Genomic DNA, 15783 nt, shown 5'->3' with positions numbered 1-15783 from the left:
TGCACAACCCATTGACGGAATTTTCATGAGCTTAGTGTTGTTTCTCCTGCAGACCTCCGGGCCAGTTTTGCTCATCGCCCTGGCTACGGGCTTAGTCAGCGGCGGCTGCAGCGCGGCTCTGATTGCGCTGATTAGCTACTCCATCGCGCAGGAGACTGCCGGGGCGGTGGTGGTGGCCGCCTTTGTGGGGCTGGGCGCGATCGCCCTGATTACGGCGATGGTGTCGCGCATTTTGCTGGTGCGGTTTTCTCAGGCGGCGGTATTTGAGCTGCAGCTACAGCTCTGCCGCCAGATTTTGGCCACCGAGCTGAAGGCTCTAGAAGCCCTGGGGCTACCCCGCCTGCTGGTCATTCTCACGGAAGATATTCAGGCGATCGCCGCCGCCGCCAGCATCCTGCCCGTCTTGATGATCAACATTGCGGGCACGGTCGGCTGCATGGTCTATGTGTCGTGGCTGTCGTGGCAGGTGCTGGCCCTGGTGCTGCTGATTACCCTGGTGGCCTCGTTGAGCTGCCGCTGGTTCTTGGTGGCGGGGCGGCGTGGTCTGGCGGCGGCCCGCGAAAACCAGGAGCGGCTGTTCCAGCATTTTCGCAGCCTGATTGAGGGCATTAAAGAGCTAAAGCTGCACTACCTGGGCCGCCAAGACTTCTTTGCGATCGACCTGGAGCAGACCGCCCGCCAGGTCAGGCACTACAACCAAAAGGGGCTGAGCCTGTTTGCCGTGCTCGACAGCTGGGGCAAGTTCATTTACTTTTTTGCGGTCGGGCTGGTGCTGTTTGCCCTGCCCAACTGGATTGGCATCAGCCCCAATACGCGGGTGGCCTACGTGCTTACCTTCACCTACCTGCTCGGCCCGATGGAGAACCTGGTGAATAAGCTGCCGCTGCTGGGTCAGGCCAGTGTGGCCCTCGACAAGCTTGCCGCCCTGGGGCTGACGATCCAACAGCCTGCTGCAGCCGCCGCGCCGCCGCCCGTCCAGAGCTGGCAGCAGCTAGAACTCAAGGGCGTCACCCACACCTACAGAACCGATTTAGATGCCACCGAATTTACCCTGGGGCCAGTCGATCTGAGCGTGCATCCGGGAGAGCTAATTTTTATTATTGGCGGCAACGGCAGCGGCAAATCGACCCTGGCGAAGGTGCTGACCGGCCTCTATCAACCCCAATCGGGCGAAATTTGGCTCGATCAACAGCCCATTACTGAGGAGAACCGGGAGTGGTATCGCCAGCACTTTGCAGTAGTGTTTTCAGATTTCTACCTGTTTGAGCGGCTGCTAGGGGTCAGCGGCGATGCCGACGACAGCAAAGCCCAGGACTATTTAGAAAAGCTCAATCTCAGCCACAAGGTTCGCGTTGAGCAGGGCAGATTCTCAACGGTCAATCTCTCCCAGGGGCAGCGCAAACGCCTGGCTCTGCTCAGCGCCTACATGGAAAATCGCCCCATTTACCTGTTTGACGAGTGGGCCGCCGATCAGGACCCGGCCTTTAAGCAGGTGTTCTACACCCAGTTTTTGCCTGACCTAAAGGCCCAGGGGAAGACCGTATTTGTGATCAGCCACGACGATCACTATTTTTATGTGGGCGATCGCATCCTCAAGCTCAACTACGGCCAGGTCGAGTTTGAACAAAGTTCCCCATCAGCAAAGCTGGGATTGATTCAGTTAGGTGACAGAACGGAATAACTCCGTCTGGTTATTTCTGTGCAGCAGTTGAAGATAAGGCGAGGAAACTTGTTGATGCGAAGGATAGAGGGGATAAAATTAAAGTAGATAAGGCAGTACTGATCAAGGGTATAGATTTCATGCGTGAAAAACGCGCGGTTGTAGTCACAAAAACTAGTCTTAAATCTGCAAAATCGGATGTAGCTTACTGGCGAAGTCAACCCTACGAAGCCAGACTAGCCGCCTTAGAGACTATTCGTCGCGAATTCCATCAGTGAAAGTACAAGGCTGAGCCAGGATTTCAAAGAGTTTATCGAATTGTTAAACAATCATAATGTGCGTTACCTGGTCATTGGTGGCTACGCTGTTGCCTTGCATGGTCATCCCCGTTACACCAAAGATTTAGATATTTGGATAGAAATGGAGGCAACCAACGCCGATCGCCTGATCGATGCCCTAACGGATTTCGGGTTCGGTTCAGTATAGATTTAATCACAACCCTCGATGGAATTGATTTTGAAACTTGCTACCGATCAAAGCTAGAGGTTTCAATTGGTGAGACAATAATCAATTCTATTAATCTTGAGAATCTCAAACTTAATAAAAAAGCATCTGGCAGGCTACAAGATCTGGCGGACCTAGAAAACCTGAGCGAGTAATCCTGGCGAACAGTCTTGCTTTACTATACGTCACCCTGAGCGGTAACTTGGTCAACGAAAAGTGGACCTCTTTAGACAGCTTCTAACCTGTAGCCCCAGCGTTGAATGTAAGGTTGCCAATGATCCTCAACCGCATGAATTGTTTCGGTGTCAAGAGAATACTGGTTTTGCTGATAATCTTTCAAATCCGCCAGGTAAGCTTCAAAATAGGGACAAGCGGCCTCAAAATCGGGCAGTTCTAGCTGTTCAAACAGGGTCTTTAGTTCCCCCAACGGATTGCTCTGTAAATTCTCAAAGCTGAGTTCAAAAAATTGGTTGGAAGGCAGATCTGCTGTGTCGGTTTTGAGTGCGTCTAGCAGAAAAGGGTAGCTTTCTAGAACCAGCGACTCAATTGGCAAATTGCCGTAATCTTGCAGGGTTAGCTCGGGCAGCAAGCGCGAAAAGTAGTGCCGCGCTGAGACAAATACCCGGTACGGGTTACGGTAGATGTGAATAAATTTTGCCCCCGGCCACAGCTCCCGCAGATGGCGAATGTAGCCGGTATACACCGGATTTTTAATCAGCAGCGGGCGGTGCCCCTGGTGCACCGAAACTTTTTGCAGCAGGTGGCGATGCAGGCGTTTCCACCGCTCAATATCAGCCTGAGTTTCTGCCCCAAACACATCTCGCCGAAAGTGAGCCTCAAAGTGTTTGGGAAAGTACATCCCGTGGTAGTACGACGTTGCCCCCATTGTTGCCAAGGGAATCGAGTCTTCCTGGGGGGAAGTGGGGGTCACCGCCACATTGTCCACATAGCGGTCTTGGGGTAGGGCCTGCTCTAGCAGCGGTTCCAGCGATCGCACAATCCCCAAAATATCCCACGGCATTCCTGTAGCCAGCGGGGTAATGTAGCCAAAGGCCGGGTACTGGGCCAGGAGATTGTGCAAATGCGTGGTGCCCGATCGCCAGTAGCCAACGATAAAGATCGGGTCGGGCATGGGCGGCTTCTGGGCCAGCGCAAAGGCGACTCGCTCCGCCGTCGAAAAGGGCCAGCGCGCCAGCGATACCGCCAGGGCCAGAGCCGCCTGAGGGCAGCGATTCAGGGCGGGAGGGCCATTCTCTAAAAACAGCTTTAGCAAAGTGGGCGGGTTGCTGCCGCAGAGCGGATGAAAGAGGCTTGCCATAGGTACGGCTACCGGGCTCCGGCTTTGGTTTTCATCGCCTGGGTGGCCAGGGTTTTGCCAAAGTCCCAGGCGGCCCCTGGTATGCGGTGGGCATCGGCCACCACGTCGGTCACGGCCTCGACAATCCAGCGGCGATCGCTCTCCTGTAGGGTCAGAGGCGGTATAAACTTGACCACGTTCATGCCGTACCCCGCCACCTGCGACAAAATTCGGTGGCGGGTGAACAGCGGCACCGTAATAATTTGCGAGAACAGGCCCCGGTTAGCCGTCTCCAGCATCTTCCACGACAGCTTCAGCTTCAGGCTCTTGGGCTCGCCAAACTCCAGGGCCATCATCATGCCCAGGCCCCGCACTGCTTTCAGACAGTCATACTGGTCAACCAAGGGCTGCAAGTCAGCCACAATCTGCTGTCCCATCTGGGCCGCGTGGTCGATCCAGCCCTCGGTTTCGAGCACATCCAGGGTGGCCAATCCGGCGGCCATCGCCAGGTTGTTTTTGCCGAAGGTGCTGCCGTGGACCACGGCGCGATCCATCCGGTTGAAGACTTTATCGAAGATCCAGGACCGACAGGCGACGGCACCGACAGGGACGAATCCACCCGACAGGGCCTTGGCCATACAGAGCAAATCGGGCTCCACGCCGAAGTGCTCGACGGCCCACCACTTGCCCGTGCGGCCCAGCCCGGTCTGCACCTCGTCAGCGATGAACAGGCTGCCGTATTGGCGACAGAGCGCCGCTGCCCCTGGTAGGTAACTGGCCTCAGGGATCCAAACCCCGTGTCCCTGAATGGGTTCTGTGATAAAGGCAGCCACGTCTTTGCGGGATAGAGCCTTTTCTAGCGCGGCCAGGTCGCCGAAGGGCACCTCGATAAAGTCGGGCAAAAAGGGACCAAAGCCCTCCCGAAAATGGGGATCGCCCGTAGCGGACAGCGACCCTAGCGTGAGGCCGTGGTAGCCGCCTGCGCAGTAGACAATTTTGCTGCGCCCGGTGGCGTAGCGGCTGAACTTAATCGCCGCCTCCACGCTCTCGGTACCGGAGTTGGCAAAAAAGAGGCGATCGAGCCCCGGTGGCGTAATCTGCTGCAGCTTTTCCGCTAAAAGCCCCGACAAAATCGACACATCCAGCTGCACCAGGTTGGGCAGTTCGGCGCTCAGCACATCCTGCAAAGCCTGCACGATTTTAGGATGGTTGCGGCCCAGGGCAAACACGCCAAACCCGGCCAGCAGGTCGAGGTAGCGATCGCCCTGGTCGTCAAACAAATAAGGCCCCTCTGCCCGCACATAGTGGCGATCGAACCCAATCGTCTTGAGCACGTTGACCATTTGCGGGTTGAGATACTGGCTGTGCAGCGAGAAATTGTCGCGCTGCCGCTGGTGGATCTGTTCCAGAATGTTCATTAACCTGGGAGTAAAGGGGAGCCGTGTTCAATCTAAGGAATAAGGATTTGATCACGCAGGATAGCCGTCTCGGCTGTCCATAATCAGGCCAGATGCCTTAGCCTACAAAGCGCGATTTAATCAAATCCTGACCCCTAACTAGACTTTAGTCATAAGTTCGATCGATTTGCCAACGCCGAGCAGCGGCGTCACAATCGCCATCACATCGGCCCGGCTGAGCTTCTCGCGGCCCTGAGCGATCGCATCAATGGTGGCCGTGGCCAGGGCCAGGGGAATGCGGCAAAACAGCAGGGCTGGCCCGTTGGGCAGGGCGTGGGTGTAGGAGTCGGCCATTTTGAGGTTGCGGCGGGCGTAGCGCTGCATGTCCTCCGCTGTCCACCCTTCCGGGAAAAAGTCGACGCCGCGATCCTTGTCTTCCAGGTGATTGCGCAAAATGTTGACCGATTGCAGGCCTCGCCCAAAGCCAATTGCCTCCATGCGGCTGGTTTCGGTGCCGTCATACCAGGCCCACAGATCCGACAGCATCAGGCCCACGGCCCCGGCCACGCTGAAGGTGTAGCGATCGAGGTCGGCTTCAGTTTTGATGGTCCAGTTCTGCTCGGCCCAGTAGGCCATGCGATCGGCCATCGTGGCGGTGGCATCCCAGATGCGAGGGGCGATCGATTCGGGGGCCAGCAGCGCCCATTCACCAATGCGCAGGGTCACCTCGTCCAGCTGGTGCTCATAGCCCGCCAACCCCACCGCAAAATCGTCCACCGCTGAAAATTCAGTCCCCGCCTGCAGGTTGAGGCTAATTTGGCGCAGCAGCCTGGCCTTAGTGCTGCTATCCAGGGTTGGATGATCCTCAATTTGGTCGATCGCCCTCATGCACAGGTATGCAGATGCAACCGCTTCCTGGAGCTTGGCTGGCAGCAAGCTGATCGGGATAAAAAACGTTCGGCTAGTCTCCCTCAGCAAGTCCAACGCAGATTTAATAGACGGCATTGAGCAATCTCCTCACACGACTTGAGTTTTCAACCATACTGGTTGAATTTCATCCAATAAGCATTAATAGAGCATTAACAATGAATAGACTCGGATAGATGGTATCTGAGATTACCAATACCTGAGGCATCTGTGAACTGCCCCTGGCCAGTGGCAGACGCGGGGCAACCGCATCTTAGCAACGTCAAACCAAAACGGGGGCCGAGAGCCAGAACCGTAGACAGCGGCGGCACCGGGCAAGAGGCCTATGGTTCGGTGGAGACAACCGTTTTTGCCAAAATGAATTACGGTAGTTGGATATTCATGATCAGGGTTCGAATCATCGGCATCAGCCATGACTCGGCACAACCGTGCCCGGCTCAGCGGCTCTGCGATCGGATCCTCCCCAACCGAGGAGTGAAGAGAAATGGCAATTAGTCTACAGCAGGCCCTGGGTGTGGGGCAATATTTGGTCACTCAGCGCCTCAAAGGCCGCAAGCAGTATCCCCTGGTATTGATGCTAGAACCGCTGTTTCGCTGTAATCTGGCCTGTTCGGGCTGCGGCAAAATTCAGCATCCCAAAGAGATTTTGAAGCAGAACCTGTCGCCCGAAGACTGCTTCGCTGCGGTCGAAGAATGCGGCGCTCCGGTAGTTTCAATCCCTGGTGGAGAGCCGCTGCTGCATCCTCAGATTGACGAAATTGTGCAGGGGCTGGTCGATCGCAGAAAGTTTGTCTACCTCTGCACCAACGGCCTGCTGCTCGAAAAAAGCCTCGATAAATTTACGCCGTCGCCCTACCTCTCCTTCAGCGTTCACCTCGACGGCATGAAAGAGCTGCACGACCAATGCGTCGATCGCTCCGGCGTGTTCGATATTGCCATTAGCGCCATTCGAGCCGCCAAAGCACGGGGCTTTCGCGTCACCACCAATACCACCGTGTTTGAAGGCACCGACCCCAAAGAGATTCAGTCGCTCTTCGACTATCTCACCGAGCTAAAAGTTGACGGCATGATGGTGTCGCCGGGCTACAGCTATGAGTGGGCTCCCAACCAGGAGCACTTCCTCAAGCGCGAGCAAACCAAGGCCCTGTTCCGCGAGATTCTGGCCCCCTTTACCGCCGGTAAAAAGAAATGGGAGTTCAACCACAATCCGCTCTTTTTAGATTTTCTAACCGGCCAAAAAGACTACGACTGCACGCCCTGGGGCAGCCCCAGCTATAGCGTGCTGGGCTGGCAGAAACCCTGCTACCTGCTCAACGAAGGCCATTACGAAACCTTCCAAGAGCTGCTCGACAATACCAACTGGGACGAGTACGGCCACAACAGCGGCAACCCGCAGTGCGCCGACTGCATGGTGCACTGTGGCTATGAGCCCACCGCCGCAGAAGCCGCCCTCCAGCCGCAAAATATGCTGCGAGCCATGGGGAGCCTCTTCTAGAGGGTTTGGTTGGCCGCCGTCCTGGCTAAAATTCCCTCTGGCTACAGCCCTGGGGTCGTTTGCTCAAACAGGGCGGCAAAATCGGTTGTCACCACGGCCCCTGGGGTGCCCGCTGGCTTGGAGATGACGTCAAACGCTTTGTTGCGAGCAGCGGGGGCTACCAATGCCTGCACCACCACCTCGGCCACATCGGCGCGAGGAATAGAGGTGGGAATGCCATCGGGCGGGTTGGTCAGCAGTGCGTCGTCTTTGCCGACCACTAGCTCGCGCTGCCCTCCGGGCTGATCCTGTAGCCCTCCGGCGCGAATGATGGTGTAGTCGATGCCTGAGTCGATCAAATAGGCCTCTGCCTTGCGTTTCCAGATCAAGATGTTGCCGTTGGCCATACGGTTGAGCGGATGCTGCTCATTGGTGCCGCCCATGGAGCCCACCAGCACAATGTGCTTGACTCCAGCCGCCCGCGCCGCCTCGATTTGGTTGATCTGCCCCCGGTAGTCAACCTGCTCCGGCGTACCGCCCTCGGCGTAGGTAAACTCGGGCCGCTGCCCTGGCTCTGGCGGGGCCTTCATTTGCGGTACAGCACTGGTGAGAATGACCAGCGCCTCGCAGCCCTCTAGGGCGGCCCTGAGGCGATCGCGGTCACCGATGTCGCCCAGATAAATTCCTTCCGTGGTGCCAAAAACCTCTCTCACCTTCGCCTCCGAGCGGGCGAAGCCCCTGGCGACGAATTGCTCCGGCTGCTGCCGGAGCTTCTGCACAACAAGAGCCCCCGTGCGCCCGGTTGCGCCAGTGACTAAAACATGGAGGGGAGTGGTCATAAGGTGTTGAGTTGTTGCTACACACCCCTATCGTTTCACAGTTTGTGGCAATGGTTTCGCTTGGGGGGTTGCGGCGCGATCGCACTGGCAGAGCTTGAGCACGGCCTCAAAATGCCTGCTTCAGCAAACTGAGTCAGCTGAGAATGATTAGGCCGGTGAGGTTTTTATTCGTAGCGCCTCAGTCAAAACTACTGGCAAAAAACCTTGGCAGAAAGGCACAGCCGAAGCACAATCTGGATTTTGGATTAAGGAAAGATTAATCGATAAAGATGCTTTGATTAATCACAATTTAAGAGCTAGCTAAATTCTAAAAAGACGTAAGCAAATGGTGCGATCGCGGTTTAGCGTACTTTAATGTACCGTTGCTGCCCTAGCTTACTGCGGAGGCTCTAACCTCGATGTCATCCGATTCATCTCCCCCTGATAAATCTTCTCTATGGCGGCCCAACCGCAGCAGCAGTCGTCGAGTAGAACGCATTGTGCGAATTGTGTGCCTCATATTTGCGGGCATCTCCATTCTGACTACCCTGGGCATTGTGCTGTCGCTAATCTTTGAAACCGCTGACTTTTTCTCAGACCCGTTCTTTCGCCAGGCGCTCTGGATCGATCGGCTGCCTGACCTGCTGCCCGACGCCTCTGAGGCCCAAATTCAAGCGGTGGGCGAGCAAATTCAGGCCCTTGACCCCACGCAGCTCAGCTCAGCCACTCAGGCCGTTGGGCTAGAGCCACCCAGCCCGATCGCCGGTTTTTTCTATGCCATCACGCGCTTTTTTAGCGATCGCCGCTGGACGCCGCTGTTTGCCAACGACACCGACTTCGGCATTTTTGTGCTGATTAGCGCCACGCTGATGACCACCACCATCGCTCTAATCGTAGCGGTGCCCCTGGGGCTGCTGATCGCAATTTTCTTGAGCGAGTACGCCACACCCAAGCTGCGCCAGGTGCTCAAGCCCATTCTAGAGCTGCTGGCTGGGGTGCCTTCGGTGGTGTTTGGCTATTTTGCGCTGCTGACCGTGACCCCATTCCTGCAGCGGCTCATTCCCTCGCTGCAGGGGTTCAACGCCCTCAGCGCTGGCATGGTGCTGGGGGTGAGCATCCTGCCGCTGGTGGCATCGCTCAGCGAAGATGCCATCAACGCCGTGCCCCAGGATCTGCGCCAGGGAGCCTTTGCCATGGGGGCAACCAAGCGCGAAACCATTCAGGCGGTAGTCATACCGGCGGCGCTGTCGGGGATTGTGGCGTCGATCATTCTGGCCATGTCGCGGGCCATTGGCGAAACCATGATTGTGACCCTGGCGGCGGGGCAAAACCCCCAGCCCATCGACGGCGATCTGGGTTTTATGAATCCGTTGATTCCCGTGATGACGATGACCGCGTTTATTGTGCAGGTCAGCCTGGGCGATGCCCCCTTTGGCTCGCTGGCCTATAAAACCATTTTTGCCGTTGGTATGGCGCTCTTTCTAATTACCCTGACGCTAAACATTGTTAGCTACTGGTTTGTCCGTCGCTTTCGGGAGAAATACGACTAATGGCCTCGTCCCAATCGCAGTTTTCAGCGCCTCAACCTACGGTCGCTACCGTCTCAGAGTTTGCAGGCAACCTGCCCCAGCGCTACCTTGTCGATCGCGCCTTTAGTCTGGCCACCTGGGTTGCGACCGCGATCGCGATCGCGGTTCTGGGCTGGCTGCTGATTGATGTTCTAAGTCAGGGTTTGGGTCGCCTGAACTGGCCGTTTCTCACCAGCTTTCCCTCCCGCAAACCCGAAAACGCGGGCATTATCGGAGCCTTAGCTGGCACCTTCTGGGTGATGATTATCGTTCCCATTGTGGCGTTTCCGATTGGGGTTGGAGCCGGGCTATACCTAGAAGAATTCTCTGACGACACCTGGTTTTCACGCCTGATCGAGATCAACATCAACAACCTGGCCGGCGTGCCCTCCATTATCTACGGGCTGCTGGGACTGGCTGCTTTTGTGCGCATTATGGAACCGATCACTGGCGGGCGAACGGTGCTGGCTGGAGCCCTCACGCTGGCGCTGCTGGTGCTGCCTATCATTATTGTCGCCACCCGCGAGGCTCTGCGCGCTGTGCCCGAGGGCATTCGCCTGGCGGGGCTAGCCATGGGGGGCAGCCGTTGGCAGGTTGTGCGCGATCACGTGCTGCCCGCCGCAATCTCGGGCATTCTGACCGGGGTAATTTTGGCGCTCTCCCGCGCCATTGGCGAAACTGCGCCGCTAATCACCATTGGGGCGCTGACCTTTGTGCCCTTTACCCCCGGCTGCACCGAAGAGTTCCCCTACTTCAACCCCGTAGATCTGGTGCGCTGCCCCACTGCTGTGGCGCAAAGCCCGTTTACGGTCATGCCGATTCAAATCTTTAACTGGATCAGCCGTCCCCAGCAGGAGTTTCACGAAAATGGGGCCGCCGCTATTATTGTGCTGCTGGTAATGCTGGTGATGATGAATAGCGTTGCGATCGCCCTGCGCGGTCGGTTTCAACGGGGGCGATTGTAGCTGGGTCTGCGTGGCGGCGCGATCGCTCAACTAAAAAGCCCCGCCCCCTCAGTATGAACATACCGGAGGGCGGGGTGACTCAACTTTAACTTTGCCGAGAAAGACTACACCCTAGACGACAGCCGTTCCGTAAAGAACATCCGTCAATTTTGAAATGAGCCGCAGAGGCGGTGTTTGACTAGAGAGTGGCCGCCCTAGACTTCGTTAGCCTTGCTGAGGTTTTCTTCGCGCAGCTGGTCGAAGTTGACGGCGTCTTTGTCGAGGTTTTCTTCGCGCAGCTGATCGAAGTCAACTTTGCTAAGGTTTTCGTCGCGCAGCTGGTCAAAGTTGACGGCGTCTTTGTCGAGGTTTTCTTCGCGCAGCCGGTCGAAGTCAACTTTGCTGAGGTTTTCGTCGCGTAGCTGGTCGAAGTTGACGGCGTCTTTGTCGAGGTTTTCTTCACGCAGCCGGTCGAAGTCAACTTTGCTGAGGTTTTCGTCGCGCAGCTGATCGAAGTTGACGGCGGCAACGGCGGGAGAAACAGTAGCGGTGGCGATCGCAGCGGTCAGAATGAAGAGGACGGTGCGTTTCATGAGTTCAGCTCCTTTGAAAAATAGGTGGTGTGTTGAATGAATCAACTTGAGTTCTATAGTGCTGGGAGCAGCTGAGAGGCAGCTGACCTCTATCTGAGTCATGCTTAAGCGTTGTCTGAGAAATCTGAGTGCCGCTTGATGGCAGCCTGAGAACGCCGTCACCCGCCTGGTGGCGTGTGATCAATGTTGGCCAAGGCCTCTTACGGCGAGCGTTGCCACGCTCGCCCCCAAACGGGCTAGGGGGTTAGCTGCGCCAGCAGCGGCACCATCACCACCAAATAGAGCGGTATCGCCACCGAAATCAGGCTGATGGCAAAGCGCGTATCGAGGCCATTTTCCTGAGTAAAGAACAGCGTCAGCAGACTGGGCGGTAGCGCCGCCCCCACCAGCACCGCCGCCCGCTCTACCCCATCTAGCCCAAAAGCCGTTACGACGACCCAACCCAACCCCAGACCGCCGCCAATTTTGGCGATCGCCACCAGCAGGTACACCCAGCTGCCCGCCAGCTGTAGCTCAAACTCCATGCCCACGACCAGCAGCACCAGCAGCAAAAAGCTGTTCGCGACTATATCCAGCAGACTCAGCACCACCCCGTGGTTGAGGCCCAGGGCATTCATCACCAGCCCCAGCAAAATGGCCCAAAAGAACGGCGTCTGCGCTAGCTTGGTCGCCACCGCCCGCGCCGTTACCCCCGCCTGGCCAAACCAGGCCGAGAGGCCATACACCACCGTCAGCAGGTAGATGGCCTGGGCCAGGTCAAACAGCACAATGCGGCTGAGCCCCGTCTCGCCAAAGGCCAGCAGCATCAGCGGGTAGCCCACCGCACCGCCCTCAAAGGTGGGGAATGTGGTGATCAGCGCGCCCGCCCTGGCTTTCTCCCAACCCAGCCAGCGCAGGGCAACCAGGGCCACGAGCGTCAGACCCAGCACCACCACCAGGGCCGACAGGGGCAGGTAGATCAGCTCAGGGGTGAGGGTAGCGGTCGCCAGGGCTTTGAGAATGACCGCAGGCAGCACCAGCCGCGTGAGCAATAGGCCGATGGTTTTGGCCTCCCCCGGCCCCAGCACCCCGGCCCGCTTGAGCCCGTAGCCCAGGCAGCAGACCAAAACCATCGGCAAAAGTTGAACCAGCATAATCAAGTTTTAGACCGCCGCTAGGGCAGCTTTGGCATGTCTTGCTGAAGCTGCTCGGCTTGTTGCTCAATGGCTGTAGCCGCTTCACTCTGCTGTTGCTCCATTGTTGCAGCGGCATCGTTAGCTTTTTCAATCGCCTGGGTGGGGAGCGCCTGCTCGGCATTTGGCGACGGCTTGAGCTGGTTCACCATTAGCACCCCGACCACCCCAAGCCCCACCAGCAACCCAACTAAAGAGAGTCCACGCACGGTTTTTACCTATTGGTATACGACAACTGCGATCGCCTGTTCACAGGCTTAAAATACCCCTACGAGCAGGTTTACTTACCTAGCAGGTGAAAGCGGGGACATTGCAAACGAGACATTACTAATCAGCAAAGGCCAGGGCCAGTACGGCTTTGACCAGCGGTTCTATTTCAAAGGGTTTACTCAGATGCCGCTGGTAGCCACTGGCCAACGCCTGCTGCTGGTCGGCTTCGCGGGTGTAGGCGGTGAGGGCGATCGCCGGAACCTGGCCGCCCTGGTCTGGCGGCAGGGTACGCACCTGCTTTATAAACATGTAGCCATCCATACTGGGCATGCCAATGTCGCTGATGATCACGTGGGGCCGATAGGTGGCTAAGGCGACTAAGGCTTCAGCCGCAGAGGTTGCCGACATCACCTCTGCCCCATACTGCGTCAGCATGACGGCTACCAGCTCGCGGGCATCGGGGTCGTCGTCTACGGCGAGCACTCGCACCCCGGTGAGGTTGAGCTGGGAGGGGACGGCCCGGCTGACTGGTGCCATCTTCGACAGGGTTTTAACCGTCGGCAGCCGCACGGTAAAGGTTGCCCCCTGTCCTTCACCGGGGCTGCTGGCGCTGATCGTACCGCCGTGGGCCTCAACCAGGTGGCGCACAATGGCCAGCCCCAGCCCCAGCCCACCGTACTGGCGGGTAATTGAGACATCTTCCTGACGAAACGACTGAAAGAGATGGGGCAAAAAATCGGGATGAATGCCCTTGCCGGTATCGGTCACGGTAATTTGGGCCTGGTCATTGACCTGCTCTAGCCGCACCTCGACCAGCCCTCCCTGAGGCGTAAACTTGATGGCGTTCGACAGCAGGTTCCAGACAATTTGCTGCAGCCGGGCCGCATCGCCATAGACCTTGCCGCTCTCTGCCAGAACTGGGTTTACGGCAATTGACTTGGCCAGGGCGGCTGTCTTAACCGTTTCTAGCGCGGCGTCGATGACCGGAGCCAGATCGATGGGGGAATGGTCTAGATGCAGCTTGCCGCGCAGAATTTTGGCGATATCCAGCAGGTCATCGATCAGCTGGGTCTGCAGCTTGGCGTTGCGCTCAATGGTGTTCAGCGCCTCTTTGGTCTGGGTGTCGTTGAGTTTGTGGGTCTGCAACAGCTGCGACCAACCCAAAATGGGGTTGAGCGGCGACCTGAGCTCGTGGGAGAGAATCGCTAAAAACTCATCTTTGACGCGGTTGGCTCGTTCGGCTTCGGTGCGAGCCAGCCGCTCGGCTTCGTAGAGCTGGGCGCGCAGAATGGCCTGGGCACACTGGCGGCTGAGGGCCAGGATAAAGTCTTGGTCGGCCTGGCTGAGCGGCCTCAGCTGCTTAAAGCTAAGGGATATGCCCCCCACGACGCGGCCCTCAGCGGCCAAAGGCAGCGACAGCCAGGCGCTAAAATCGTAGCGGCTGTAGTACTCGGCCAGGTGAGGGTAGCGCTCGGCCCGCTCGTCAGGGCTGCCCAGCCACACCGGCTGCCCCGTGCGCACCGCCTCGGCCAGGGGCGCTGGGGCATCGATCGCAAAGCGCTGCCAGGCGGCGACCAAATCGGCCCCCACGTTATAACCTTCGGCCTTGACGATCTCCAGGTGCTTTTGGTCTGAGGTAACCAGGGCCACCATGGCGGCATCGGCATCGAGGGCCGCCATACTCTGTTCGACAATGACATCGGCCAGCTGCGGCGGGCTCAGCACCTCTGAGAGAGCGGCAGTCACGCTCTGGAGCCGGGCGGTGCGATCGGCCGCCGCCTCGGCCAGCTGGCGAGACTGCTGGGCGGCCTGGTACAGGCTAGCATTATCGATCGCCGTGGCAATCCGCTGGGCCAGATCATGGGCCAGGGCCAGGTCTGAGGCGGCATAGCGGCGGTCTGACTCGGCAAATATAAATGAAATACTGCCCAGCACGCGATCGCGGGCCTGCAGGGGCATCACGATACAAGATTTGAGGTCAAACTGGCGCAGGATCGCCAGGTAGTCGGGGTCTTTGACCGCCGCGGCCATCATCTGGTCGGTAATTTCAGGCACCAGCTGCGGCTGCCCCGTCTGGATTACCCGAGAAATGCCAAAACCCTGTTCCAGTCGGCGGGGAAACCGCTGCGTGACCGCCCAGGCTCGCTCGACCTGGGCCGGGTCGCAGTGGGCCACTGCCACTCGATTGATGCTGTTGTCCGGGTTCAGCAGGTCGATGCTGCACCAGTCGGCAAAGTAGGGCACTGCCAGATCGGCGGCCTGTTGCAGCGTCTGCGCGTACTCCAGCGAAGACGACAGCACCGCGCTGACATCGGCTAAAAAAGCCGCCTGCATTTGCTTGGCCTCGGCCACGGCGTGGGCCGACTGCGCCTGAAGTCGCTGTCGATAGGCTTCTTCCGCCTGCTTGCGATCGGTAATTTCAAAAAACGTAACTACCACCAAACTCGGCTGCGGCCCAGGCTGCTCGAACAGCGGTCGGGTGTTAATTGAAATCCAGATCAGGCTGTCATCGGGCTTATGAACCCCCATAATCACGTTGCTCTGGGGCTGCCCGGTGCGCAGGGTCACCATTGCCGGGTACTGGTCGCACGGAAACGGCATCCCATCTTCTTGAATCGCCCGCCAGTTTGGGTTCAGGGGGCTGCGGCCCGCCATCTGGGCCGCTGTTAAGCCCAATAGGCGCTCTGCATTGGCATTGCAGGTATAGATGTCGCCATTGGCTTTTTGGAGAACAATGCCCTCCGCCGCTGTTTCAATCACCGAACGATAGAGCTGCTCCGACTGCCGCAGCGCCTGCTCAGCCTGCTGACGCTCTGCCTCGCTCTGCACGCGATCGGTAATGTCACAGAGGGCCGCCACGACGTGGGTAATCTGCCCGGCTGCATCGAACAGGGGCGAGGCATTGACAGAGAGGATGGCGCGAGTGCCATCGTCAAGCCTAACGGTGTGCTCCACCCCATAGACCGGCTGTCCGGTTCGCATTACCCGTGCAAAAGGCAGCTCCTCCTCAGGAAAAGGCTGGCCGTCAACGGTGCTAATCGCCCAGGTCAAGTCGTTGTAGGTACGGTCGGCCAGGTGATTTTGGTCTAACCGCAGCAGCTCTTCTGCCGCGTTGTTGGCCGCCACAATACTTCCCGCCGCACTGAGAATGATAATTCCATCGGGGATGGTCTCAAACACGCTGCTCAGCTGCGCTTCACCCTGACGCAGCGCAGCCTG

At 57.9% G+C, this 15783-nt stretch carries 13 protein-coding genes; 5 read left to right on the top strand and 8 right to left on the bottom strand.

What is annotated here, in order from left to right; genetic code table 11:
- Positions 1-25: 25 nt before the first annotated feature.
- Positions 26-1681 carry a cyclic peptide export ABC transporter gene (locus ACQ4N7_RS21560; RefSeq protein ID WP_430713548.1) on the top strand — a complete coding sequence of 552 codons (1656 nt, stop codon included), beginning with the start codon at positions 26-28 and terminating at the stop codon, positions 1679-1681.
- A 315-nt stretch (positions 1682-1996) separates the two neighbouring features.
- Positions 1997-2146 carry a hypothetical protein gene (locus ACQ4N7_RS21555; RefSeq protein WP_430713547.1) on the top strand — a complete coding sequence of 50 codons (150 nt, stop codon included), beginning with the start codon at positions 1997-1999 and terminating at the stop codon, positions 2144-2146.
- Between the two features lie 244 nt (positions 2147-2390).
- Here the strand turns inward: ACQ4N7_RS21555 and ACQ4N7_RS21550 are convergent, their stop codons facing one another.
- The 3 genes from ACQ4N7_RS21550 to ACQ4N7_RS21540 form a co-directional block, all read right to left on the bottom strand.
- Positions 2391-3482, bottom strand: a complete 1092-nt coding sequence (locus tag ACQ4N7_RS21550; protein ID WP_430713546.1) for a sulfotransferase family protein — start codon at positions 3480-3482, stop codon at positions 2391-2393.
- Between the two features lie 8 nt (positions 3483-3490).
- Positions 3491-4879: an aspartate aminotransferase family protein gene (locus ACQ4N7_RS21545; RefSeq protein WP_430713545.1), complete on the bottom strand. Its 1389-nt coding sequence runs from the start codon at positions 4877-4879 to the stop codon at positions 3491-3493.
- 138 nt (positions 4880-5017) lie between these two features.
- On the bottom strand, positions 5018-5863 hold the full coding sequence (locus ACQ4N7_RS21540) for a squalene/phytoene synthase family protein (RefSeq protein WP_430713544.1): 846 nt from the start codon (positions 5861-5863) through the stop codon (positions 5018-5020).
- A gap of 406 nt (positions 5864-6269) precedes the next feature.
- On the opposite strand from ACQ4N7_RS21540, the gene hpnH reads away from it, so the two are divergent.
- On the top strand, positions 6270-7280 hold the full coding sequence (gene hpnH, locus ACQ4N7_RS21535) for an adenosyl-hopene transferase HpnH (RefSeq protein ID WP_430713543.1): 1011 nt from the start codon (positions 6270-6272) through the stop codon (positions 7278-7280).
- Positions 7281-7321: 41 nt separating this feature from the next.
- Here the strand turns inward: hpnH and ACQ4N7_RS21530 are convergent, their stop codons facing one another.
- Positions 7322-8098 (bottom strand): SDR family oxidoreductase, encoded by a 777-nt coding sequence (locus ACQ4N7_RS21530; protein ID WP_430713542.1) that lies wholly within the window; start codon positions 8096-8098, stop codon positions 7322-7324.
- A gap of 398 nt (positions 8099-8496) precedes the next feature.
- On the opposite strand from ACQ4N7_RS21530, the gene pstC reads away from it, so the two are divergent.
- Together pstC and pstA are read left to right on the top strand one after the other, a co-directional pair.
- Entirely contained in the window at positions 8497-9627 is a 1131-nt protein-coding gene (pstC, locus tag ACQ4N7_RS21525) for a phosphate ABC transporter permease subunit PstC (RefSeq protein ID WP_430713541.1), read from the top strand.
- Positions 9627-10610: a phosphate ABC transporter permease PstA gene (pstA, locus tag ACQ4N7_RS21520; protein WP_430713540.1), complete on the top strand. Its 984-nt coding sequence runs from the start codon at positions 9627-9629 to the stop codon at positions 10608-10610. Before pstC ends, pstA begins: the two co-directional genes overlap by 1 nt.
- A 194-nt stretch (positions 10611-10804) precedes the next feature.
- Here the strand turns inward: pstA and ACQ4N7_RS21515 are convergent, their stop codons facing one another.
- From ACQ4N7_RS21515 to ACQ4N7_RS21500, 4 genes are all read right to left on the bottom strand, one after another.
- A complete protein-coding gene (locus tag ACQ4N7_RS21515) occupies positions 10805-11182 on the bottom strand; it encodes a hypothetical protein (protein ID WP_430713539.1) in 378 nt (125 codons plus the stop codon).
- 236 nt (positions 11183-11418) lie between these two features.
- Positions 11419-12315 carry an AEC family transporter gene (locus ACQ4N7_RS21510; protein ID WP_430713538.1) on the bottom strand — a complete coding sequence of 299 codons (897 nt, stop codon included), beginning with the start codon at positions 12313-12315 and terminating at the stop codon, positions 11419-11421.
- Between the two features lie 20 nt (positions 12316-12335).
- Positions 12336-12563, bottom strand: a complete 228-nt coding sequence (locus ACQ4N7_RS21505; RefSeq protein WP_430713537.1) for a hypothetical protein — start codon at positions 12561-12563, stop codon at positions 12336-12338.
- 118 nt (positions 12564-12681) lie between these two features.
- Positions 12682-15774, bottom strand: a complete 3093-nt coding sequence (locus tag ACQ4N7_RS21500; RefSeq protein ID WP_430713562.1) for an ATP-binding protein — start codon at positions 15772-15774, stop codon at positions 12682-12684.
- Positions 15775-15783: the final 9 nt, after the last annotated feature.

It is taken from the genome of Nodosilinea sp. AN01ver1 (assembly GCF_050565655.1).
GTDB lineage: Bacteria > Cyanobacteriota > Cyanobacteriia > Phormidesmidales > Phormidesmidaceae > Nodosilinea.
The sequence above is the reverse complement of the archived record's forward strand: the minus strand, read 5'-3'. Positions and strand labels throughout refer to the sequence as shown.